Origin of the sequence: Stutzerimonas kunmingensis (genome assembly GCF_002929225.1) — a bacterium.
Classification (GTDB): Bacteria; Pseudomonadota; Gammaproteobacteria; order Pseudomonadales; family Pseudomonadaceae; genus Stutzerimonas.
Window position 1 is genome coordinate 94,723 of the sequence record NZ_PISM01000001.1, and the last position, 21,793, is coordinate 116,515.

The following is a 21,793-nucleotide window of genomic DNA, read 5'->3' on the forward strand; positions in this document are numbered from 1 at the left end:
ATGGCTCCAGGGGATCAGTTGGCTCTGCGGGTTTCAATGCGAACCAGGCGGTTGCCTTCGAAGGTCAGGATGCTGAGCATGCCATTACGCGGACCGTAAACCCATTCCTCCAGCGCGAACTCCTGGCGGTCGTTACGGCTGAGCGTGTAGCCGACAAGATCGCGGTGCTGCGGCACGCCGCACTTGCTTTCCACTTCGAAGGCGCGGTCACCGGTGGTGACGAGCTGGCTCCCGCAACGAAGGGTATCGGCGTGAGCCCCGGAAAACGCGGCCAGCAGTACACAAGCAACAACGTATTTACGCGAGATCATCATTCACTCCCCAGGTGCATCGCCGTCGCGACCTTACCGTCGCTTCCCTGTTCGGTTGTGCCGGTGTCCAGCAGGTACACCCGCTCCGAGTCCAGGCCCACGTCTACCAGATAGCCCTTTATCGCGGCCGCACGTTCGCGGCTGAGGCGGCGCAGCAACGCTGCACTGTCCCTCCAGGAATCGAGCACGGCCTTGCGCATCTGTGCGGCGCGCTCTTCGTCGTCCAGTTCGCGCCACTCGGCTGGCGGCTGCTGCTTGAGGCGACTGCGGTAGATGCCTTCCAGCAACGCGGCCTCGTCTTCCGCTTCGACCTGGATCTGACTGGCGTCCGCGGGCACCTTGTCGCCACGACGCTGCAGGATTCGATACTGGGTTTCGCGGAACTCCTGCTGTAGGCGTTGCTCGGCCAGCAGCGCGCCATCGACGGCAGCGGCGCTCATGCCTTCCACCTCCAGGCGTAGAGCCGGACGTTGCTTCAGGGCCGAGGCCAGCGTGTCCAGACGTTTGCGCGCTTCGCTATCCAGCTCGCTGCTGGCCGGTTCGAAGCCGACATGGCTGAGATCGGCGTCGCTTCCGCCGGCCAGTCCGGCTATGAACTTGAATGGCGCCTGGGCTGCGCGAACCACCAGATTGCGCAGCGTCTGCCAGACTATCGGCATGACGCTGAACTGCGGGTCGTTCAGGTTGCCCTGCACCGGCAATTCGATGGAGATGGTGCCCTTGCTGTCCTTGAGCAGGGCGACCGCCAGCCGAACAGGCAGATCCACGGCATCAGGACTGTCGACCTTCTCGCCAAGCTGCAGCTGCTCCAGAACGACCTTGTTTTCTGCGTTAAGACGACCCTGCTCAATCCGGTAATGCAGATCCAGATTGAGGCGGCCCTTGCGAATCCGGTAGCCGGCGAATTTGCCGGAGTAGGGCGTCAGCGTGGTCAACTCGACCTGGCGGAAGCTCGTGGCGATGTCGAGGCTCTGCAGTGGATCGAAAGGCGTCAGGCTGCCCTTGATGCTGACCGGCGCATACTGATCCACCTTGCCGGCGACATTTACCGAGGCGGCTTTCTGCTCGCGATTGTCCAGGGTGCCGATATCTCCGTTGAGCGACTGGATGGCGGTGACGAAGGGCGGTCGCAGGCTGAAGTCGGCAAAGTTCGCCGAGCCGTCGGCAATGGCAATGCCGCCGATACGGATAGCCAGCGGCTCGGAGGAGTCTTGTGCCTGTGCGTTGTCATCCCCAGCCTCACTGCGCTCGACCAGCAGGTCGTTGATGTTGGTGCTCAGGTTCGGGTTGATGATGAAGCGCGCATAAGGCTGGCTGAGGTCGACGCGCTCGATTGCCAGGCTGCTCGGGTGCTGGTAGTCGAGGCCGCTGAGTTGCAGGCGCTGCCATTTGACGAAATCGCGATTGTTGATCGTGTCCAGCGTATGCAGCTGAGTGGCGTCTACGCTGCCCCGAACGCTGAAGGCCAGCGGTTCGGTGGACTTCAGCTCGACCTCGAGTTCGCTGGCCAGCAGGCCGCTGCGCACTTCCAGATGGACCAGTGGGCTGAGATAGGCCTGGGCGATGCGCAGGTCGATATCTCGCGTGGTCACCGCCAGCTTGCCGCTCACTGGGCTCATCTGAAGTTGCCCGTTGGCCTGGATGGCGCCTTGCTTACCGACTCCGGTTTCCAGTTCGAGGGAGAAGGGGCTGGTGCCGAGGCTGTCGAACTCGCGGATGTTCAGATCTAGCGGGCCCAGCTCCAGCGCGACTTCATCGTCCGGGACGCGATCGACGAGATGGACCCGGTAGTCGCGCAACTGAGCGTCGCGTAACAACACCTGCCAGGGTGCGTTGGCTCCCTTTGCTGTGTCGTCCGTGGTCGGCGCGTCGGCATCTGTCTTGTCGCTGGTCGAGGCGAACAGTTTCTGCCAGTCGAGTTCTCCGTCCGCTTCCCGGGCCGCCCAGGTTTCCAGATTGCGGCTGCGCAGTTTGCCAATGCTGATCTGCTGCCTGGCCAGGTCCAGCGACGTTTCGCTCAGCTCGAGTCGCTCCATGCGGATCAGCTTGTGCCCATCGGGGCTGTCGAGGGCCAGTGGGCCGAGTGCGGCCTTGGCATTCTTCAGTCGTAGCGCGAGGTCATCGCTGAGGTCCAGGCGATAGTTCGTGCTGAACTCGAGACTGCCATCCTTGAGTGTCAGCGGCACGGCATCGCGCACATAGGGCCACAGGTCCTTGAGCTGGAGATCGCTGATCTGCAACTGACCGCTGGATGTCAGTGGTTGCAGGCTGATATCGCCCTGCCAGTCGATGCGCCCACCGCTCGGCCCGCTGGCGGTTAGACGGGCATCGGCGCTGCCGTCGCTGCGGGTGGCGAGATTGTGCAGTTCGAAATCCAGTGAATCGTAGACCAGGGCAATGGGTTCGCTCGGACGCTGGTCCATGAAGGTTAGGCGGCCGCCTGCCAGTTGCAGACGATCCATGCGCAGCGGGAAGGTGTCAGCGTCCTCGCTGGCCGTCGGCTCTGATTCAGGCACCTCGAACAGCTGGCTGAGATTGAGCGTGCCATCTTCGGCGAAGCGCACCTCGACGTTCGGCTCGATCAGCTCGACATTGGCCAGGTGCAGCGTGCGTTGCCAGAGGCTGTCCCACTGCAGGTCGTGAAAGAGCCGCTCGAAGGCCAGCTGACGATCGTCCTGCTCGCCGATGCGCAGGCCGAACAGCGAGAGCTCGAGGCTGAAGGGGTTGAATTCGATACGTTGCAGGCTGGCGGGCACGGTTGCGTAGGCCGCAAGCTGCTGATTGGCGATGCGCTGGGCGATACCCGGCAGGATCAGAAAGCCAAGCAGGCTGTAGCAGATCAGCACGAGCGCCACCCCGGTGAACGCACGCTTCATTCCATTGGGCATGACCGGAAGTATTCCTGGCGGATGGTTGCCTTGGAGTATGGCACGCGTACGCGGTTCCCCGAATCGAGCGATACGGGCAATGCGCTCAAAGCCGCAGAATCAGGGTCTTCAGTGGGGGCAGCCCATCGCGCGAGGGGAAGTCGGCAGCCGGTGCCAGCGCCTGCCATTCGCGTACCGGCCTGCCGGCCTTCTCGGCGCAGCGCAGCACTAGGGGCCGCCACTCATCCATCGATACCTTCGCCAGGTTGTTGCAGCAGATCAGCACCCCATCTTCAGCGGTTGCCAGCAACGCCGGCTTGAGCAGGCTCTGATAGTCGCGCAGCAGGTCCACCGTGCCGAAGGCGCTGCGTGCCCAGGCGGGCGGATCGAGCAGTACCAGATCGAACTGACGTTGTACCAGGCGCGGGTAGTCCGGCAAGGCTCGTCCGCGACGGGCGCTGACCGGCAGACCGGCCAGTTGGCGGATCGCCGGGAAGTAGTCGGAATGTACGAACTGCATTGGCGGCAGGGAAGGGTTCAGCTCGCCGTTTTCCCGGCCCACTGCCAGGTTGCGCTCGGCGAAATCGACATTCCAGACTTCCGCCGCTCCCCCTGCGGCGGCGCACAGGCCGACGCCGCAGGTGTAGGAAAACAGATTGAGCACTGACTTGCCGGCGCTGTGTTGCTTGACCCAGCCGCGGGCGTTGCGCAGGTCGAGGAACAGCAGAGGGTCCTGCCCGCTGTGGCGACCTCGCACGCGATAGCGCAGGCCCCACTCATGGGCGACCTGATCTTCCAGCGCCACGTCCTCAGGTTGATGCGCCTGGTTGCTGCGGTCGATCCGTGAATTGCTCTGCGAGCGATCGTTGTAGATGAGCTGGAGCGGTTGCCCGAGAAAGTCGGTGGCTTCGTCATGGATGCTCTGCAGCGCTTGCGCGTCGAGCGCTTGATGGAAGCTTTGCACCATCAGCTGCGGGCCGTAGCGATCGACCGTCAAGCCGGCCGCGCCTTCCTGGCTGCCATGGAACAGCCGGTAGCAATCGGTGCCTTGCTGCTGCAATTCGTCGAGCAGTGGGCGGCGGCTATCGAAGGCGGCGCGCAGCGCCTGGACGAGGGATGACATGCGCGGCGACTCGAAATAGAAGGGCGCGCAGTCTATCAAGAATCGCTGCGCTGGTTGCCTGACGCTAGCGTGGCGGCAGGCCCATGCGTCGACGCGCGCGGTGTACCGAGCCGCTGCGTACGGCCCAGCGCACTACCGGCGCGGTGCTGCGAACCCCGGCGCGGATCAGCTGGCGTCGGCTTTCGCTCAGTGTCAGTCCAAGCATTTCCTGAGCCCATTCGGGCAAGAGCTCGACACCAGCGTGCAGCATCAGCGTTCCGAAGGGCCTGAGCAGGGGGCTGGGCGCCGGCGCGGTACGCAGTATCTGCAGGATTTCTAGCGCACGCTCGTCGCTCCGGAGCTGGGGGCTGGTGCGCTCGAGATAAGCCTCGATCTGCGCGCGCGAACGCGGCACGTCACCGGCGCCGAGGCGCTCGGCGATCAGCGCCACTTCGGCGTAATAGCGATCCTGCTCGGCAGCGGGTAGATCCGGATTGAGGTAGCGCAAGTGTGATTTGAGAAAGCTGCTGACCTCGGCGACGTGCACCCAGGTCAGCAGGTCGGGATCCGACGCGGCGTAGGGACGACCATCCGGCGCCGTACCGGATACGCCTGCATGAATCCGCTTGACCCGCTCGATCAGTCGGTCGGCATCGGCGTGGCTACCGAACGTAGTGGCGGAGATGAACTGCCCGGTGCGCCGCAGGCGGCCGAGCAGGTCCTCGCGAAAATTAGAGTGATCCCACACACCGGACAGCGCCAGCGGGTGCAGCGCCTGCAATAGGAGTGCGGAGATTCCGCCGACCATCATCGAGGTGAAGTCGCCATGCACCCGCCAGCACACTGACTCAGGCCCGAACAGGCCGGGGTCGCCCGGAGGGTTTTCGTAGTCGACACCGCCGATTGCCAGGCCGGTGAGGCTCAGCACGCGGGTTTCGATCTGGCGGCGGATGAATTCCATGGCAATGGCGCTGCTGGCTTGCGAAGCGACCGATAGTACCTGAGGAGACGATCATTGCTTTCGGTTGCAGGCAGGTTCGGACGAGGGGGCATGGCAAGGCGGAGTGACCGGACAGCGTTGCACTGTCCGGTCAGGTGGCGCAATCAGCCGCGGTGGCGACCGCGGAAGAAGTCGATCAGGCCCTGGGTGGAGGCATCCTCTGCGGGCGCAGCATCGAAGCGGGTCATCTGGTTGTAGACGGCCTTGCCCAGATCCTTGCCGAGCTCCACGCCCCACTGGTCGAAGGAGTTGATCCCCCAGATCACGCCCTGGACGAAGACCTTGTGCTCGTACAGCGCGATCAGTGCGCCGAGGCGGCCGGGGCTGATGGTTTCCATCACCACGGTGTTGCTCGGGCGGTTGCCGGGGATCACTTTGTGCGGGGCGAGACGCTGCACCTCGGCTTCGCTGAGGCCCTTGGCGCGCAGTTCAGCCTCGGCTTCTTCGCGCGTCTTGCCGCGCATCAAGGCCTGGCTCTGCGACAGGCAGTTGGCGTAGAGCCACTCGTGGTGATCGGCGACAGGGTTGTGGCTGACCACGGGCACGATGAAGTCGGCCGGGATCAGCGGTGTGCCCTGGTGCAGCAGCTGGTGGTAGGCGTGTTGGCCGTTACAGCCGACACCGCCCCAGATCACCGGGCCGGTGGTGCAGGACACCGGTGTGCCGTCCTGGCGCACGCTCTTGCCGTTGGACTCCATGTCCATCTGCTGCAGGTGTTTGACGAAGTTGCGCAGGTAGTGGTCGTAAGGCAGGAACGCGTAGCTCTGTGCACCCCAGAAGTTGTGGTACCAGACGCCTAGCATCGCCAGCAGCACCGGCATGTTGCTTTCGAACGGCTCGCTGAGGAAATGCTGGTCCATGCTGTAGGCGCCGGACAGCAGATCCTTGAAGTTGGACATGCCGATCGCCAGGGCGATGGGCAAGCCGATCGCCGACCACAGTGAATAGCGACCACCGACCCAGTCCCACATCGGAAAGATGTTCTTTTCGCGGATACCGAATTCGACCGCCGCCTGCTTGTTGCTGGTGACGGCGATGAAGTGGCGGTAGAGCTTCTCTTCGGTGCCGCCCTTGCCCAGATACCAGGTGCGTGCGGCCTGGGCGTTTTTCAGCGTCTCGAGGGTGCCGAACGTCTTGCTGGAGATGATGAACAGCGTGGTTTCGACATTCAGCTTGGCGGTCACTTCGCGGAATTCGCTGCCGTCGATGTTCGCCAGGTAGTGCGTGCGTACGCCGTGCTGGGTGAACGGCAACAGCGCCTCGGATACCAGCTGCGGGCCGAGGAACGAGCCGCCGATGCCGATGTTCACCACGTCGGTGATGGTCTTGTCGCTGAAGCCGCGCCACAGGTTGTTGTGGATGCGGGTGACGATGTCGGTCATCTGCGCCAGCGCGGTGTGCACGTCACGCATGATGTTCTTGCCGTCGACCATCACCGATTCGCCCATCGGGCGGCGCAGGGCGGTGTGCAGCACTGGACGGTTTTCCGAGGCGTTGATGCGCTCGCCTTCGAACATCGCATGGGCTGCCTGCTCGACGCCGGCCTCGCGGGCCAGGTTCACCAGCAGGGTGCGAGTCTCGGGCGTGATGAGGTTCTTCGAGTAGTCGAGAAACAGGCCGCTGCAGGAAACCGACAGATCATCGAAGCGCGTCGGGTCGGCCTTGAATGCTTCGCGCATGCTGAAGTTCTGCATGGCCAGGCGGTGTTCTTCCAGGGCCTTCCAGGACGGCAGGCCGGTGACATCGAGCGGATGCTGGTAGTAGCTCATGGTGATGCGGCTTCCTTTGCTTTGACAGGCCGCTGAACCCCTGCAGTTGCACGCGCAGGCGCGCGTTGGTCGCGACGGGATTCAGTAATGTGTATGACCGTGCGGGCGCGCCGGCACTCCTCCTGAATGCTGCGGATGCTGGCCGAACCCGGCTTTCACCGAGCCGGTGAAGGCACATCCTATGCCATCAGAGTCAGCTCAGACAGGGGAAACCCCCACTCCGTTCCGGGCCATTGCCTTCTATTCTGCTCGAGCCCGTGCTTTCACTCTCGCACCTATCGACCATTCAGCCATGTTCAAACGAAGAAGCCCGAAGTGCAGAACACTTCGGGCTTCTATTCGACGACACCTGAACGGTGGCTCAGGCGACCTGTACCGGGATTGCGTTGCTGGTATGGCTCAGCTCGCCGTCGGCACCCATGTAAAGCACATGCGGTTTGAAATTGGCCAGCTCGGCCTCGCTGTAGTGGGCGTAGGCGCAGATGATCAGGCGGTGACCGACACCGGCCTTGTGAGCAGCGGCACCGTTGACCGAGATGATCTTCGAACCTTCCTCGCCGCGGATGGCGTACGTGGTGAAGCGCTCGCCATTGTCGACGTTGTAGATCTGGATCTGTTCGTATTCACGGATGCCGGCCAGGTCCAGCCATTCGCCGTCGATGGCGCAGGAACCTTCATAATCGAGCACCGAGTGAGTTACCTGGGCGCGGTGCAGTTTGGCCTTGAGCATGATGGCGTGCATGGCGGGGTCCTCCGGGTGCGCAAGCGGCGCAGAGTGTGCCTTAAGCCTCGAACGTGATCAAGGCTGCGGGCAAATGGCTGGGATCAGGCCGATGTGTGGATGTCCACCAGCAGGTTGTCGATCAGCCGCGTCTTGCCCAGGTAGGCGGCGGCGAGGATGACCAGCTCGGTGGAGCGCTCGCTGACCGGTTGCAGGTCGATTGCGTTGCGAATCTCCAGATAGTCCGGACGCAGGCCGGCAGCCTGCAAAGCGCTCAGGCCTTCGGCGATCAGCGCCGGGTAGTCGCGGCGACCGCCCCGGATCGCTACGTCCAGCTGGCTCAGGGTGCGGTACAGCGATGGAGCCGTGGCGCGCTCGTCTGCACTCAGATAGCCGTTGCGTGAAGACAGCGCCAGGCCGTCGGCGGCGCGAACGATCGGCTCCGAGAGGATCTGCACTGGCATGTTCAGATCGCGGACCATGGTGCGGATCACCGCCAGCTGCTGGAAGTCTTTCTGACCGAATACGGCGAGGTCCGGCAGCACCATGTTGAACAGCTTGCTGACCACGGTGGATACACCGTCGAAATGCCCGGGGCGGCTGCCACCGCAGAGACCTTCGGAAACGCCGGGCACGCGAACGATGGTCTGCTGGGCCTGGCCGTGCGGATAAATCTCTTCGACGCTCGGCGCAAAGAGCAGGTGGCAGCCGGCTTCGAACAGCTTGTCCTGATCCGCAGCGAGGGTGCGCGGGTAGTTGTCCAGGTCTTCGTTGGGGCCGAACTGCAGTGGATTGACGAAGATGCTGGCGACCACGAAGTCGGCGCGCTGCCCGGCCTTCTTCACCAGCGCGATGTGGCCGGCGTGCAGGTTGCCCATGGTCGGCACGAAGCCGATGCGCTTGCCTTCCCCACGGGCGCGGGACACTGCGGCACGCAGGTCGGCGATGGTCTTGACGATGTTCATGCGGAGAAACCGTGTTCGACTGCGGGGAATTCGGTGGCCTTGACGGCTTTCACGTAGCCGGCGATGGCGGATGGGATGTCACCGTGCTCGCGCATGAAGTTCTTGACGAACTTCGGTACGCGGCCACCGAGCGAGAGCCCGAGCATATCGTGCAACACCAGCACCTGGCCGTCGGTGTCGCTGCCGGCGCCGATGCCGATCACCGGAATCTGCACCGCCCGGGTGATGCGCGCAGCCAGTTCGCTGGGTACGCACTCGAGCAGCAGCATGGCTGCACCGGCGGCTTCCAGCGCCTTGGCGTCCTCCAGCATCTGAAGTGCCTGGGCTTCCTCGCGGCCTTGTACCTTGTAACCGCCGAAGATGTTGACCGCCTGTGGCGTCAGGCCCATGTGTGCGCAGACTGGAATGCCACGCTCGGCCAGCAGGCGGATCGACTCGGCCAGCCAGGCGGTGCCCTCCAGCTTGATCATGTGTGCGCCAGCCTGCATCAGCACGGCCGAATTGTTCAGGGTCTGCTCGGTGGTGGCGTTGGCCATGAACGGCAGGTCGGCGACGATCATCGCGCCACGATTACCGCGTTTGACGCTGGCGGTGTGATAGGCCATGTCGGCAACGGTGACCGGCAGGGTGCTGTCGTGACCTTGCAGGACCATGCCGAGTGAATCGCCGATCAGAAGCATCTCGACGCCCGCATCGCAGGCGGTCTTGGCGAAGGTGGCGTCATAGCAGGTGAGCATGACGATCTTTTCGCCCTTCTGCTTGAGCCCTTGCAGCGTGGTCAGGGTTACGTCTGGCATGAATGCCGTCCTCTTCGAGCCTCGGAGGTCAGGGTTGCCGCGCGGCGCACCGGTTGGGTGCATGGGGCCGCGGATGGCAGAGGGCGCTTATAGTCCCGGCGGCGACAGAGTAAGTCAATCGCGAGTGTTACCCGCGCGTTACGTTCGTTACCGCGGCGGTGACACCGTCATCGCCAAGCCTCTCGAGACCGCTGAATGGGCAGGCGGCGAGCAGGTCGACGAGTCGGCGACCATCGGCCAGCAGCAACTCCGCCGGAGCGACTTCAGCGAGCGGGTAGAGCACGAACGCGCGGGCTTGCAGGTGATAATGCGGAACCTGCAGGCGGGGTTCGGCGATCAGGCGATCGCCGAACAGCAGGATGTCCAGATCCAGCGTACGCGGCCCCCAGCGCTCCGCCTTGCGCTCACGGCCCTGGGCCTGCTCGATGCGTTGCAGGGCGTCGAGCAGATCGAGCGGCGCGAGACTGGTGTCCAGTGCGGCCACGGCGTTGACGTAACGTGGTTGGTCGGCTGGTCCGAGTGGGTCGCTGGCATAGAGTGACGATACTGCTGCGAGACTGCTCTGTGGCAAGTCAGCCAGCGCTTGCAGGGCGCCGCGCAGTTGCTGTTGCGGATCGGCCAGGTTGCTGCCCAGGCCGATGTAGACGCGTTCCATTTTACTCGGCCGGGTTGGCGGCGTTGTCGCCCGGACCACGGCGGCGGCGCCCCCCACGACGACGCTTCTTCGCTCCGCCGGCTTCTTCCTTGTTGCTGAGGCCGCGAATCATGTTGCGACGTTCGCTGTCGCTGGCTTCCTGATATTCGGTCCACCAGTCGCCGAGGCCGTTGGTTTTCTCTCCGGCGCTTTCGCGTAGCAGAAGGAAATCGTAGCCGGCGCGGAAGCGCGGATTTTCCAGCAACTGATCGGCGCGGCGCCCCTGGCGGCGCGGCAGGCGCTCCTGCATGTCCCAGATCTCGCGCATGGGGATGGTGAAGCGTTTCGGAATCGCGGTGCGCTGGCACTGCTCCCAGATGATGTCGTGCGCCGCTTCCTGCATCGCCGGGATCGGCGGCATGCCACGGTCCTGCAGTTCCAGTACGCGGGCGGGCAGGGCGGGCCAGAGCAGTGCGGCAAAGAGGAATGCCGGCGTCACCGGTTTTCCCTGCTGAATGCGCAGGTCGGTGTTGGCCAGGGCGTTGCGGATCAGCGTGCCGGCGTATTCCGGGTTGCGCTCGAGTGCTGCGGCGCTCGCCGGGAACAGCGGGGCGAAGAGATCGTATTCGAGCAGCAGCTCGAAGGTGCGCTCGGCCTTGCCGCCGAGGAATAGCTTGAGCACTTCGTCGAACAGGCGTGCCGAGGGAATGCCGTCGAGCAGGTCGGCGAGGTCGACGATGGGTTCGGCGCTGTGCCGTTCGATCTCGAAGTCGAGCTTGGCGGCGAAACGCACGGCACGCAGCATGCGCACCGGGTCTTCCTGGTAGCGCTGCTCGGGGTCGCCGATCAGACGGATCAGGCGATTGCGGATGTCGTGTACGCCACGGGTGTGGTCGAGGATGCGCTCGGAAGTCGGATCGTAATACAGCGCATTGATGGTGAAGTCGCGGCGCTGGGCGTCGTCTTCGAGGGTGCCATAGATGTTGTCACGCAGGATGCGGCCGCTCTCGTTGCGCGAAGCGAGATGGCTGGCATCGTCGTCATCCTCTTCCGGATGGTTGGCGCGGAAGGTGGCGACCTCGATGATCTCGCGACCGAAATGAACATGCACCAGCTTGAAACGGCGTCCGATCACGCGGGCGTTGCGGAATTCGGCGCGGACCTGTTCGGGGGTCGCGCTGGTCGCGACGTCGTAATCCTTGGGGTTCAGCTGCAGCAGCAGGTCGCGCACGCAGCCGCCGACCACATATGCCTCGTAACCCGCCTGCTGCAGTCGTTCGACCACGCTCACCGCGTAACGACTGATCTCGTTGCGATGCAGGGAATGCTGCCGGCTGGACAGAATTTCAGGTGTGCGGCGGGGATGCGGGATGCGGCGCAGAGGAAGACGAAAAGACTGGAACAGCTTTTTCAGCATGGGGGGCAACTGTGTGGCGGAAGACGGGCCGGTGTCGCGAATGGCCGCGAAACCTGCGCGGATTCTAGCACCGAGAGTGCTGGATGTTGAACGATGCGCAGGGAGGTGTCAAAAAGCATCGTGCGCCGCGTCACGCAGGCAGTGCTTGGCGCAGGGCGGAGGCCACGCGATTGTCGAGCAGTAAGACTGCTGTGAAGGAAAATGGGTAAGCCCCGGATAGCACAAAGGGGAGCCGAAGCTCCCCTTTGAATACTGTTGCGTGCTTTATTGTTATTAGTCGCTCAGGCGTTGCTGTTTTTGTTGTTCGCCTGTTCCATCTGGCCGTGGCCGTCAGGAGCACTCCACACTGGGAGCTAATAGCAAACGGATTTCTTTGGTCGCTGACTTTGCCTTGATCTTCGATCCAACCAATGCGGGCCCTGCTGATGCAGTTTTTTGTTGTTCTCGGCCTGGTCGTGGGGCGAACCCCGTGGCAAGTCCTCTCCAAAAGAATCAGTTAGCTGCGCCTCCGCCTTCTTGTCGTTATTTTGCTGGAGCCGTTACGTCTTGTTCTTATTGTGGGATCTGCTTGTTATTGTTGTTGTGCCTGTACGTAAGCAGTTGCCGTGCCAGCTTTCGAAAATCCTTATTTATCAACGACTTGGTGATTATCTAGACTGAGGCGGGCAATAAAAAACCGGGGCAGCGTTACCGTTGCTCCCGGTTTTTGTTACGAGTCATGGCGGGCGGTAACAGATTACCCGGCCGCGCTACTCGACTTGCGCCGCGGAATGCCCAGGCGCTGGCGGCGTTCCCACAGACATTTGCGGCTGATGCCCAGCTTGCGAGCCAGCTCGGTCTCGGTCATGTGATCCTGATGCTCGAGCACGAAGTGCTGGAAGTAGTCCTCCAGCGACAGATCCTCGGTCGGCTCGTTGCCCGTGGCAATGCCGCGAATGGTGCCAAGGGGCTCGTCGAAATCGTCGTCCAGTTCGTCCAGCTCGATATCGATGCCCAGCAGCTCGGCATCGATCTCCGGGCTTTCGCTGAGAATGGCTGCGCGCTCGATCGCGTTTTCCAGCTCGCGAACGTTGCCCGGCCACGAGTAGTGACGGATCGCCTGCTCGGCATCGCGGGAAAAATGCAGGTCGTCGCTGCTCATGCGCTCACCCTGGCGTGCCAGGAAGGCTTTGGCGATCTCCAGCACGTCACCACCCCGCTCACGCAGCGGCGGCAGCTTGAGCGCGATGACGTGCAGGCGGTAATAGAGGTCTTCACGGAACTGGCCGGTCTTGGCCAGGGTTTTCAGGTCGCGGTGCGTGGCGGCGATCAGGCGTACGTCGACCTTCTGTGACTGCACCGAACCAACCCGGCGGATCTCGCCTTCCTGCAGGACCCGGAGCAGACGTGCCTGTGCCTCGAGCGGCAGTTCGCCGATCTCGTCGAGAAACAGAGTGCCACCGTCAGCGGCTTCGACCAGCCCAGCGCGGCCAGCGCTGGCGCCGGTGAAGGCGCCTTTCTCGTGTCCGAACAGTTCGGATTCGATCAGCGTTTCCGGGATGGCCGCGCAGTTGACGGAAATCATCGGGGCCTTGGCGCGGCGCGAGAGGTTATGCAGCGCGCGAGCGACCAGTTCCTTGCCGGTGCCCGATTCGCCCTGGATCAGCACGTTGGAGTCGGTCGGGGCGACCTTGCGGATCTTGCCGAACAGGTCCTGCATGGGCGCGCAGTGGCCGATGATGCCGATGTCTTCTCGGTCGGTTGTCGCTGAGGCGGCGCTTACGCCACGGGAGGGCTGCGCTTGTGTCGCTGCGTTGTGCTGATGGTCGGTGAGGATGCGTGCCACGGTCTGCAGCATCTCGTCATGGTCGAACGGTTTGGCGATGTAGTCGACTGCGCCCATCTTCATCGAGTCCACGGCCGAGCGCAGGCTGGCGTAGCTGGTCATGATCAGCACCGGGGTACCTTCGGCGAGCTTGATCAGCTCGGTGCCGGGGGCGCCGGGAAGTCTCAGGTCGCTGACGATGAGGTCGAAACCCGGGATGCTGTAGCGCTCCTGTGCTTCCTGCACCGAGCCGGCTTCGCTGACCTCGTACTGGTTACGCTCGAGGAGGCGTCGCAGGGCGGAGCGGATGATGGTTTCGTCTTCGACGATCAGAATGTGTGACATCAGTACTCTCTCGACGGTCTGGAGGCATAACCGGCAAAGGGCCGGCACGGCAGTCGCCTCTTCAACTTACGGCATGGGACGCTTCGACATGCCGCGGCAGGGTGATGCGAAAACGGGTGCCGCGCTGTGTTTCCGGGTCGGCCGGGCTGTCGATATCGATCTGGCCATAATGCTCTTCAATGATCGAATAGACCAGCGCGAGGCCCAGGCCGGTGCCTTCGCCAGGGTCCTTGGTGGTGAAGAATGGCTCGAACAGCCGGTCCTGGATGTCCTTCGGAATGCCGCTGCCTTCGTCTTCCACCGTCAGGTACACCGTCTGTTCGGCAACTTCGCTGCTGATGCGGATCAAGCCGCCTTGCGGCGACGCGTCGCGGGCGTTGGATAGCAGGTTGATCAGCACCTGGGCGAGCCGCTGCGGATCGCCCTCGGCGAAGTGCGTCGGATCGCAGATGTTGATGAACTGCACTTCGGTGCGGTTGCGGTTGAGCGAGAGCAGGCCGATGGCGTCCTGCGTCACCTGCGCCAGGCTCACCGGATACAGCTGGTGCTGGCGCTCGCCGGCATGGGCGAAGCTCATCAGCGATTGCACGATGCGCGATACGCGTTTGGTCTGCTCGATGATCTGGCCGCTGATCTCGACGATCTCCCCGTCGCCTTCGCGTTCGTCCCGCAGGTTCTGCGCCAGGCAGGCGATGCCGGTGATCGGGTTGCCGATCTCGTGCGCCACGCCGGCGGCCAGGCGGCCAATGCTCGCCAGGCGTTCGGAGTGAACCAGGCGGTCTTCGAGCTGCTGTGTTTCGGTCAGGTCCTCGACCAGCAGCACGAGGCCGCTGTTGCCCGGTGCCAGTGGCTCGGCAATGGCTGCCTTGTGCAGGTTGAGGCAGCGGCGATGGCCGTTGTGCGCCAGCCGCTGCTTGTGCAGGTGTTCATCGGCCTGCTCGATGAAGTCGCTCAGCAGGCTGCGCCAGGGTTCGGCGATGGTCGTCAGGCGTGAGCCGACGACTTGCAGCGCGGGGATCTCGGTGAGTTCCTCGAGCGCACGGTTCCACATGAGGATTTCCTGATCCTTGGCCAGCGAGCAGACGCCCATGGGCAGCTCCTGCAGTGTTTGCCGGTGATAGCGGCGCAGGGCGTCCAATTCTGCGGCCAGGCCGGTCAGGCGCGAGTGATACTCCTCCAGCCGGCTTTCGATGAAGTGGATGTCCTCGGTGATGTAGCCGTCGGCACCGTTCTTGTAGGCCAGGAAATTCTCGACGATGTCCTGGGCTACGCTGGGGCCCATCAGGCCGGAGAGATTGGCTTCGATACGATCGCGCAGGCGGCGCAGCGCGTAGGGGCGATGCTCGTCGAACGGTAGCTGCAGATCGCGCAGGGCCTGTTCCACCTCCCGTTGCGCGGTCTTGGCGCCCAGTGGCTTGGCCAGCTGGGTGGCGAACTCCTGTGGTGAGGCGGCGATCAGTTCGCGCCGTTGCGGGCGGCGGACGTTCTCTACGGCGCAGGCCTCGGCAGCGCTCTGCTCCTCGAGGCTGGTTTCACTGAAGATCGAGAACAGCGAGAACGCCAGGACGTTGACCGCCAGTGACGCGATTGCCGCCAGGTGCCAGCTGGTGTCGTCCAGTACATAGACGACGTTGAACAGCGGAATGTAGAAGCCGTCCAGGTTGCCCACCAGCGGTAGCAGCATGGTCACTACCCAGACGCCGATGCCGGCCAGCAGGCCCGCGATGTAGCCGCGGCGATTGGCGGTCGGCCAGTAGAGCACGGACAGCACGCCCGGCAGAAACTGCAGGGTGGCGACGAAGGCGACGATGCCGAGGTTGGACAAATCCTGCTCGGCACCGAGCAGCAGGTAGAAGCCGTAGCCGGCCATGATGATGGCGAAGATCAGGCTGCGGCGCGTCCACTTCAGCCAGCGGTAGAGGTTGCCTTCACTGGATGGCTGATACAGCGGCAGCACCAAGTGGTTGAGCGCCATGCCCGACAGTGCCAGGGTGCTGACGATGATCAGCCCGCTGGATGCCGAGAGACCGCCGACGAAGGCCAGCAGCGCCAGGGTTTCGCTCTGTGCGGCGATGCCCAGGCCCAAGGTGAAGTACTCGGGGTTGGTGCTGACCCCCAGCTTGAGTCCGGCCCAGAGGATCAGCGGCACGGCCAGGCTCATCAGCAGCAGATAGAGCGGCAGGCCCCAGCTGGCGCTCACCAGGCCGCGAGGATCGAGGTTCTCGGTGAAGGTCATGTGATACATGTGCGGCATCACGATGGCCGAGGCAAAGAACACCAGCAGCAGTGTGCGCCAGGGCCCTTCCTGCAAGGGCGTGTGCAATGCCTGCAGCGCCGACTGGTTCTGTAGCAGCCAGATCTCCAGCTGATGCGGGCCGCCGAATACCACATACAGGGCGTAGAGGCCGATGGCACCGAAGGTCACCAGCTTGACGATGGATTCGAAGGCGATGGCAAACACCAGGCCTTCGTGCTTCTCCCGCGTGGCGATGTGGCGGGCGCCGAAGAGGATGGTGAACAGCATGATCATCAGGCAATAGCCCAGCGCCACGCGCTCCTGCAGCGGCTCCAGAGTGAGAATGCCGATGGCATCGGCCACCGCCTGGATCTGCAGGGCGAGCAACGGCAGCATGCCGATCAGCATGACCAGCGTGGTCAGCGCCCCGCTCCAGGTGCTGCGAAAGCGGAAGGCGACCAGATCGGCCAGTGACGAGAGCTGGTAGGTGCGGGTGATCCGCAGGATCGGATAGAGCAGCACTGGCGCCAGCAGGAACGCGCCGCAGACCCCCAGATAGGTGGCGAGAAAGCCGTAACCGTACTGGTAGGCCAGGCCAACCGTGCCGTAGAAGGCCCAGGCGCTGGCGTAGACGCCCAGCGACAATGTGTAGGTCAGCGGGTGGCGGATCACCCAACGTGGAATCAATCCGCGCTCGCTGACCCAGGCGACGCCGAACAGCATGATCAGGTAGGCAACGCTGATCAGGATCAGGTGGCTCAGGCTAAAGCTCGTCTGCATCACGCTGGCTCTGGAGAATGAAGGTCACCACGATGAGAATCAGCCACAGCACGTAGGGCCGATACCAGGCCCCGTTGGGGTCGATCCACCAGTCCATGATGGCGGGGGAGAACAGATAGATCCCCACCACCAGGAGCAGCACCAGTCGGTAGATATACATGCCGGGTCTCGTGTCGGAAGTGGGGCGATGGTAGAGCAGCGGCGGGCGGCAAGCCACCTGCGGCAGGCAAAAGCTGGCGCAGCGTGGCAATCCGCCTAGCGCAGCTGCGATTCGGCCAGTGTCCGTGTGCGAGGGATGCGCTGAGCGTCCCAGTGCAGCACCGCCCAGGCGAGGATGTCGGCTGGCAGTGCGTCGTTCAGCTCTGTGGGCGGTTGCTGGCCTAGCGCGCGCAAAGCACGCAGCAGCAGCGGACTGGCCTCGTGAGGCTGCAAGGGTGGCGAGCGGTAACTCTTGCCCAGCTTGTGTCCATCCGGCTGGATGATCAGCGGCAGGTGCAGATAGCGCGGCTGGGGTAGACCGAGCACTTCCTGCAGGTACAGCTGGCGCGGCGTGGAGTCGAGCAGATCGGCACCACGTACGACGTCGGTTACTCCCTGCCACGCGTCATCCAGCACTACCGCCAGCTGATAGGCGATCAAGCCGTCGCGACGACGGATCACGAAGTCGCCGACCTCGCGACCCAGGTGCTGGCGGAATTCGCCCTGCACTCGGTCGCTGAAGCCGTACTCGCGATCAGGCACCCGCAGGCGGATGGCGGCGTCGTCAAGACCGTGGCCGGCGTTGCGGCAGAAACCCGGGTAGGGGCCCGGATAGCCTTCGAGCTGCTTGCGCGAGCAGGTGCAGGCATACGCCAAGCCTTCATCCAGCAGGCGCTCGATGGCTGCGCCGTAGGCGACCTGACGCTCGCTCTGGCGCAACATTTCGCCGTCCCATTCGAATCCGTAGCTCGACAGCGTCTCGACGATGGCTCGCTGGGCGCCGGGCATCTCGCGTGGCGGGTCGATGTCTTCCATGCGCAGCAGCCAGCGGCCGCCGACCGCGCGGGCGTCAAGATAGGAAGCGAGGGCGGCCACCAGTGAGCCGAAATGCAGATAGCCGCTGGGTGTCGGGGCAAAACGGCCGACGTAGCGATGGGCTTTGGACGGGGCAGGAAAGGGCATGTTGGGGCCGGCGCTATCTGGGATGGCGGGGCGGATGAAACGCTGCAGAGCCTGGAAATGAAGCGGGGCGCCGAAGCGCCCCGTTCGGGATCAGGAACCGATCTGCTTTTCCTTGATCTCCGCCAGCGTCTTGCAGTCGATGCAGAGCGTAGCGGTAGGGCGGGCTTCCAGTCGGCGGATGCCGATCTCGACGCCGCAGGAATCGCACCAGCCGTACTCGTTGTCTTCGATCAGCTGCAGCGTCTCGTCGATCTTCTTGATCAGCTTGCGCTCGCGGTCGCGGGCGCGCAGTTCCAGGCTGAACTCTTCTTCCTGGCTGGCACGGTCGGCCGGATCAGGGAAGTTGGCAGCCTCGTCCTGCATGTGGTGCACGGTGCGATCGACCTCTTCCATCAGCTCCTGTTTCCACTTGTTCAGGATGCCGGTGAAATGGGCGCGCATCTTGTCGCTCATGTATTCCTCGCCCTTGCTTTCCTTATAGGGCTCGAAGGCGCGAATCAGTTGCTTGCTCGACGGTGTTTCTTTGGTAATGGGCATGGATGAACGCCTCTCGCTATGTCCATTGCGCAGGATGATTTGTCCCTTGCCGGCCCGTGCCGGCCCTGCGGCTGCAAGCGGGCGAACTTACCAGATCGGATCGGGGCGCGCTACTCCCGAATCCAACAGTAACTGCAGCGGTATCGGGACCTTGGGTAGAATTCACGTTTCGTTCTCAACAGGAAGGTCAGATGACCTCGTCATACAGTGCGCGCAGCCGCGCAATCGAACCTTTCCACGTCATGGCGCTTTTGGAGCGGGCCAACCAGTTGCAAGTTCAAGGCTACGACGTCATTCATTTGGAAATCGGCGAGCCGGACTTCACCACCGCGGCGCCCATCGTAGCGGCAGGGCAGGCCGCGCTGGCCGCCGGGCACACGCGCTATACCCCGGCGCGCGGCCTGCCGCAGCTGCGTGAAGCCATTGCCGGTTTCTATGCGCAGCGCTACGGATTATCCATTGACCCCGAACGCATCCTGATTACGCCCGGCGGCTCTGGCGCGTTGCTGCTGGCTGCCAGCCTGCTGGTGGACCCCGGCAAGCACTGGCTGCTCGCCGATCCGGGTTACCCCTGCAACCGGCATTTTCTGCGCCTGGTCGAAGGTGCCGCGCAACTGGTGCCGGTCGGCCCGGAGGTTCGTTATCAGCTGACTCCGGAGCTGGTCGAGCGCTACTGGGATCGCGACAGCGTCGGTGCGCTGGTCGCGTCGCCGGCCAATCCCACCGGGACGCTGCTGGATCGCGAGGAGCTGGCTGGGCTTTCGGCAGCGCTGAAAGCGCGTGGCGGCCATTTGGTGGTCGATGAGATATACCACGGACTGACCTATGGCGTGGACGCGGCAAGCGTGCTGGAAGTCGACGACGACGCCTTCGTGCTCAACAGCTTCTCCAAATATTTCGGCATGACCGGCTGGCGCCTGGGCTGGCTGGTGGCGCCGCCGGCAGCGGTTCCGGAGCTGGAGAAGCTTGCGCAGAACCTCTACATCAGCGCCCCGAGCATGGCTCAGCACGCGGCCCTGGCGTGTTTCCAGCCGCCGACGCTGGAGATTCTCGAGGCACGCCGCGGCGAGTTCGCCCGCCGCCGTGATTTCCTCTTGCCAGCCTTGCGGGAGCTCGGCTTCGGTATCGCGGTCGAGCCGCAGGGCGCGTTCTATCTGTACGCCGACATCAGCGCCTTTGGCGGCGATGCCTATGCCTTCTGCCAGCACATGCTGGAAACGGAGTTCGTCGCGATCACCCCAGGCCTGGATTTCGGTCGTTTCCAGGCCGGACATCATGTGCGTTTCGCCTACACCCAGGACCTGCCGCGCCTGGAGCAGACTGTCGAGCGCATTGCCCGCGGCTTGCGCAGCTGGCAATCCTGATGCGTTTTGCGCAACCGCTGGAGCAGGGGCGACTGGTCAGGCGCTACAAGCGTTTTCTTGCCGATATCATCACCGACGAGGGCGAAGCGCTGTGTATCCACTGCCCCAACACCGGCTCGATGCTCAATTGCATGGGCGAGGGTGCGCGAGTGTGGTTCCAGCGCAGCAGCGATCCACGGCGCAAATTGCCGGGGACCTGGGAGCTGGTCGAAACCCCGCAGGGGCGGTTGGCGTGCGTGAACACGGCGCGGGCCAATCCGCTGGTCGAGGAGGCGCTGCTGAATGGGCATATCGCCGAATTGGCCGGTTTCACGACGCTCAAGCGCGAGGTGGCTTATGGCGTGGAGAACAGCCGAGTGGATTTTCGTCTCGACTACGCCGGAACTGCCGCCTTCGTCGAGGTGAAGAGTGTCACCCTTGGCTTTGCCGAAACGCCAGTGGCGGCCTTTCCCGACGCCGTAACGACACGCGGCGCCAGGCACCTGCGTGAGCTGGCGACGCTGGCCCGTGCCGGTGTGCGTGCGGTGCAGCTGTACTGCGTCAATTTAAGCGGCATCGAAGCAGTGCGGCCGGCCGAGGAGATCGATCCGGCCTATGCCGCTGCGCTGCGGGAAGCGCAGGCGGCAGGCGTGGAAGTACTGGCTTACGGCGTCGATCTTTCCGTCGAGGAGTTGCGTATTGCTGGCCGATTGCCGGTATTGCGCTGATGGGTGGACGGTCGTGACGGTTGGAAAATTTTTCTGCCCGGCTCGGGAACAAAGCGCCTTTCGTCTGGCCTCAACGAGGCTGGAAACCACATCCATCACATACGGGAAGGCTCTGCTCCGCTGTTCCACGCGGCGTTACGACGCGTTCCAGCCCGTTTTCGATGGCTCCTGCGGCGCCAGCGCGACATCTCTGATGCGCGTGTAGCACCGCGGATGAAACTAATTTCGGACGCTCGCGCCTGGCGCGGGCGTCGTCGATGAGGCTACAAAGAATGCGAATCCTCGTTTGCGGTGCCGGCGGCCAAGTGGGTCGAGAACTGGTGGAACGGGCAGCAAGTTTCGGACTGGAGGTGCTGGCGCCTGCACGGGCCCAGCTGGACATCGCGCAACCCGAGCAGGTTGCGGCAGTGATGCGTCAACGTCCCGGGCTGATCATCAATGCGGCCGCCTATACCCATGTGGACAATGCCGAATCTCATCGTGAGCAGGCCTATGCGGTGAACCGCGACGGCGCACGCCACCTCGCCGAGGCGGCCGAGCACGCTGGCGTTCCGTTGTTCCATATTTCCACCGACTATGTGTTCTCCGGTGAGGCCGATCACCCCTATACCGAGAGCGACGAAACCGGTCCGACCGGCGTCTACGGAGCGAGCAAGCTGGCGGGCGAGGAAGCGATCCGTGGGCGTCTGCAATCGCATCTGATCCTTCGCACCAGCTGGGTGTATGGCGTGCACGGGCACAACTTCGTCAAGACCATGCTGCGGCTCGCCCGGCAGCGCGATGCGCTTGGCGTAGTGAGCGACCAGATAGGCTGCCCCACCCAGGCTGGCAGCATCGCTTCGGTGTTGCTCGAACTGGCACGCCGCTACGCAGCCGGCGCGGATCTCGCCTGGGGGGTGTACCACTACAGCGGCGTACCGGCTTGTTCGTGGTACGACTTCGCCGTGGAAATCTTCCGTCAGGGCGAAGGCGCCGGGCTGATCTCGCGGCAGCCGACGGTGTCGCCGATTGCCACGGCGCAGTACCCGACTCCCGCCCGGCGGCCGGCCTGGTCGGTGCTCGACTGCAGCCGCTTCGAGTCGACCTTTGGCCTCGCGCCCCGTCACTGGCAGGAAGACCTGGCCGATGTGCTGGCGATCCTACGTCAGCAGGAGCACCCGGCGATCAGCCGTGAGCGGTCCTCCCGCGCCTGACAGAAAGTGCACGGCAGTTACCCGGCGCCGTGCGATTTCCCTGACCTCCGGTGTATTCTTGCGCCCCGCGCTAAGGCGTGGCC

At 63.7% G+C, this 21,793-nt stretch carries 18 protein-coding genes; 3 read left to right on the plus strand and 15 right to left on the minus strand.

Annotated elements, in window-relative coordinates; translation table 11 throughout:
- Positions 1–14: 14 nt before the first annotated feature.
- The 15 genes from CW305_RS00450 to dksA all read right to left on the minus strand — a co-directional run bounded on the left by CW305_RS00450 (position 15) and on the right by dksA (position 18,446).
- Positions 15–311, minus strand: a complete 297-nt coding sequence (locus tag CW305_RS00450; RefSeq protein ID WP_014819244.1) for a DUF2845 domain-containing protein — start codon at positions 309–311, stop codon at positions 15–17.
- Positions 311–3,199 (minus strand): DUF748 domain-containing protein, encoded by a 2,889-nt coding sequence (locus tag CW305_RS00455; protein WP_104096828.1) that lies wholly within the window; start codon positions 3,197–3,199, stop codon positions 311–313. Before CW305_RS00455 ends, CW305_RS00450 begins: the two co-directional genes overlap by 1 nt.
- Positions 3,200–3,284: 85 nt before the next feature.
- Entirely contained in the window at positions 3,285–4,301 is a 1,017-nt protein-coding gene (locus CW305_RS00460) for a class I SAM-dependent rRNA methyltransferase (protein ID WP_104096829.1), read from the minus strand.
- 64 nt (positions 4,302–4,365) lie between these two features.
- Positions 4,366–5,241, minus strand: a complete 876-nt coding sequence (locus CW305_RS00465; RefSeq protein ID WP_104096830.1) for an oxygenase MpaB family protein — start codon at positions 5,239–5,241, stop codon at positions 4,366–4,368.
- 143 nt (positions 5,242–5,384) lie between these two features.
- Complete coding sequence (gene pgi / locus CW305_RS00470; RefSeq protein ID WP_014819248.1) at positions 5,385–7,049, minus strand: glucose-6-phosphate isomerase; 1,665 nt, start codon at positions 7,047–7,049, stop codon at positions 5,385–5,387.
- A gap of 361 nt (positions 7,050–7,410) precedes the next feature.
- On the minus strand, positions 7,411–7,791 hold the full coding sequence (gene panD, locus CW305_RS00475) for an aspartate 1-decarboxylase (RefSeq protein WP_014597581.1): 381 nt from the start codon (positions 7,789–7,791) through the stop codon (positions 7,411–7,413).
- A gap of 83 nt (positions 7,792–7,874) precedes the next feature.
- Positions 7,875–8,735: a pantoate--beta-alanine ligase gene (gene panC, locus CW305_RS00480; RefSeq protein WP_014819249.1), complete on the minus strand. Its 861-nt coding sequence runs from the start codon at positions 8,733–8,735 to the stop codon at positions 7,875–7,877.
- A complete protein-coding gene (gene panB, locus CW305_RS00485) occupies positions 8,732–9,532 on the minus strand; it encodes a 3-methyl-2-oxobutanoate hydroxymethyltransferase (protein WP_014819250.1) in 801 nt (266 codons plus the stop codon). The genes panC and panB overlap by 4 nt, the downstream gene beginning before the upstream one ends.
- A 127-nt stretch (positions 9,533–9,659) precedes the next feature.
- A complete protein-coding gene (gene folK / locus CW305_RS00490) occupies positions 9,660–10,187 on the minus strand; it encodes a 2-amino-4-hydroxy-6-hydroxymethyldihydropteridine diphosphokinase (RefSeq protein ID WP_045666542.1) in 528 nt (175 codons plus the stop codon).
- 1 nt (position 10,188) lies between these two features.
- A complete protein-coding gene (locus CW305_RS00495; RefSeq protein ID WP_104096831.1) occupies positions 10,189–11,583 on the minus strand; it encodes a polynucleotide adenylyltransferase PcnB in 1,395 nt (464 codons plus the stop codon).
- 736 nt (positions 11,584–12,319) lie between these two features.
- A complete protein-coding gene (locus tag CW305_RS00500) occupies positions 12,320–13,732 on the minus strand; it encodes a sigma-54-dependent transcriptional regulator (protein WP_044315871.1) in 1,413 nt (470 codons plus the stop codon).
- Positions 13,733–13,793: 61 nt separating this feature from the next.
- Positions 13,794–16,748 (minus strand): sensor histidine kinase, encoded by a 2,955-nt coding sequence (locus CW305_RS00505; RefSeq protein ID WP_104096832.1) that lies wholly within the window; start codon positions 16,746–16,748, stop codon positions 13,794–13,796.
- A complete protein-coding gene (locus CW305_RS00510) occupies positions 16,732–16,908 on the minus strand; it encodes a hypothetical protein (protein ID WP_003284901.1) in 177 nt (58 codons plus the stop codon). The genes CW305_RS00505 and CW305_RS00510 overlap by 17 nt, the downstream gene beginning before the upstream one ends.
- 95 nt (positions 16,909–17,003) lie before the next feature.
- Positions 17,004–17,909, minus strand: coding sequence for a tRNA glutamyl-Q(34) synthetase GluQRS (gluQRS, locus tag CW305_RS00515; protein ID WP_104096833.1), 906 nt, complete (start codon positions 17,907–17,909; stop codon positions 17,004–17,006).
- Between the two features lie 90 nt (positions 17,910–17,999).
- Positions 18,000–18,446 (minus strand): RNA polymerase-binding protein DksA, encoded by a 447-nt coding sequence (dksA, locus tag CW305_RS00520; protein ID WP_003284903.1) that lies wholly within the window; start codon positions 18,444–18,446, stop codon positions 18,000–18,002.
- Between the two features lie 191 nt (positions 18,447–18,637).
- Here dksA and CW305_RS00525 point away from each other — a divergent pair, with 191 nt between their 5' ends.
- The 3 genes from CW305_RS00525 (at position 18,638) to rfbD (ending at position 21,710) form a co-directional block, all read left to right on the plus strand.
- Complete coding sequence (locus tag CW305_RS00525; protein WP_104096834.1) at positions 18,638–19,810, plus strand: pyridoxal phosphate-dependent aminotransferase; 1,173 nt, start codon at positions 18,638–18,640, stop codon at positions 19,808–19,810.
- On the plus strand, positions 19,810–20,517 hold the full coding sequence (gene sfsA / locus CW305_RS00530) for a DNA/RNA nuclease SfsA (protein WP_104096835.1): 708 nt from the start codon (positions 19,810–19,812) through the stop codon (positions 20,515–20,517). Before CW305_RS00525 ends, sfsA begins: the two co-directional genes overlap by 1 nt.
- Positions 20,518–20,789: 272 nt before the next feature.
- Complete coding sequence (gene rfbD / locus CW305_RS00535) at positions 20,790–21,710, plus strand: dTDP-4-dehydrorhamnose reductase (protein ID WP_104096836.1); 921 nt, start codon at positions 20,790–20,792, stop codon at positions 21,708–21,710.
- Positions 21,711–21,793 lie beyond the last annotated feature (83 nt).

Coding starts and splice junctions, on each gene's coding strand:
- CW305_RS00450 (WP_014819244.1), bottom strand. CDS start 311: ATGATCTCGCGTAAATACGTTGTTGCTTGTGTACTGCTGGCCGCGTTT.
- CW305_RS00455 (WP_104096828.1), bottom strand. CDS start 3,199: ATGCCCAATGGAATGAAGCGTGCGTTCACCGGGGTGGCGCTCGTGCTG.
- CW305_RS00460 (WP_104096829.1), bottom strand. CDS start 4,301: ATGTCATCCCTCGTCCAGGCGCTGCGCGCCGCCTTCGATAGCCGCCGC.
- CW305_RS00465 (WP_104096830.1), bottom strand. CDS start 5,241: ATGGAATTCATCCGCCGCCAGATCGAAACCCGCGTGCTGAGCCTCACC.
- pgi (WP_014819248.1), bottom strand. CDS start 7,049: ATGAGCTACTACCAGCATCCGCTCGATGTCACCGGCCTGCCGTCCTGG.
- panD (WP_014597581.1), bottom strand. CDS start 7,791: ATGCACGCCATCATGCTCAAGGCCAAACTGCACCGCGCCCAGGTAACT.
- panC (WP_014819249.1), bottom strand. CDS start 8,735: ATGAACATCGTCAAGACCATCGCCGACCTGCGTGCCGCAGTGTCCCGC.
- panB (WP_014819250.1), bottom strand. CDS start 9,532: ATGCCAGACGTAACCCTGACCACGCTGCAAGGGCTCAAGCAGAAGGGC.
- folK (WP_045666542.1), bottom strand. CDS start 10,187: ATGGAACGCGTCTACATCGGCCTGGGCAGCAACCTGGCCGATCCGCAA.
- CW305_RS00495 (WP_104096831.1), bottom strand. CDS start 11,583: ATGCTGAAAAAGCTGTTCCAGTCTTTTCGTCTTCCTCTGCGCCGCATC.
- CW305_RS00500 (WP_044315871.1), bottom strand. CDS start 13,732: ATGTCACACATTCTGATCGTCGAAGACGAAACCATCATCCGCTCCGCC.
- CW305_RS00505 (WP_104096832.1), bottom strand. CDS start 16,748: ATGCAGACGAGCTTTAGCCTGAGCCACCTGATCCTGATCAGCGTTGCC.
- CW305_RS00510 (WP_003284901.1), bottom strand. CDS start 16,908: ATGTATATCTACCGACTGGTGCTGCTCCTGGTGGTGGGGATCTATCTG.
- gluQRS (WP_104096833.1), bottom strand. CDS start 17,909: ATGCCCTTTCCTGCCCCGTCCAAAGCCCATCGCTACGTCGGCCGTTTT.
- dksA (WP_003284903.1), bottom strand. CDS start 18,446: ATGCCCATTACCAAAGAAACACCGTCGAGCAAGCAACTGATTCGCGCC.
- CW305_RS00525 (WP_104096834.1), top strand. CDS start 18,638: ATGACCTCGTCATACAGTGCGCGCAGCCGCGCAATCGAACCTTTCCAC.
- sfsA (WP_104096835.1), top strand. CDS start 19,810: ATGCGTTTTGCGCAACCGCTGGAGCAGGGGCGACTGGTCAGGCGCTAC.
- rfbD (WP_104096836.1), top strand. CDS start 20,790: ATGCGAATCCTCGTTTGCGGTGCCGGCGGCCAAGTGGGTCGAGAACTG.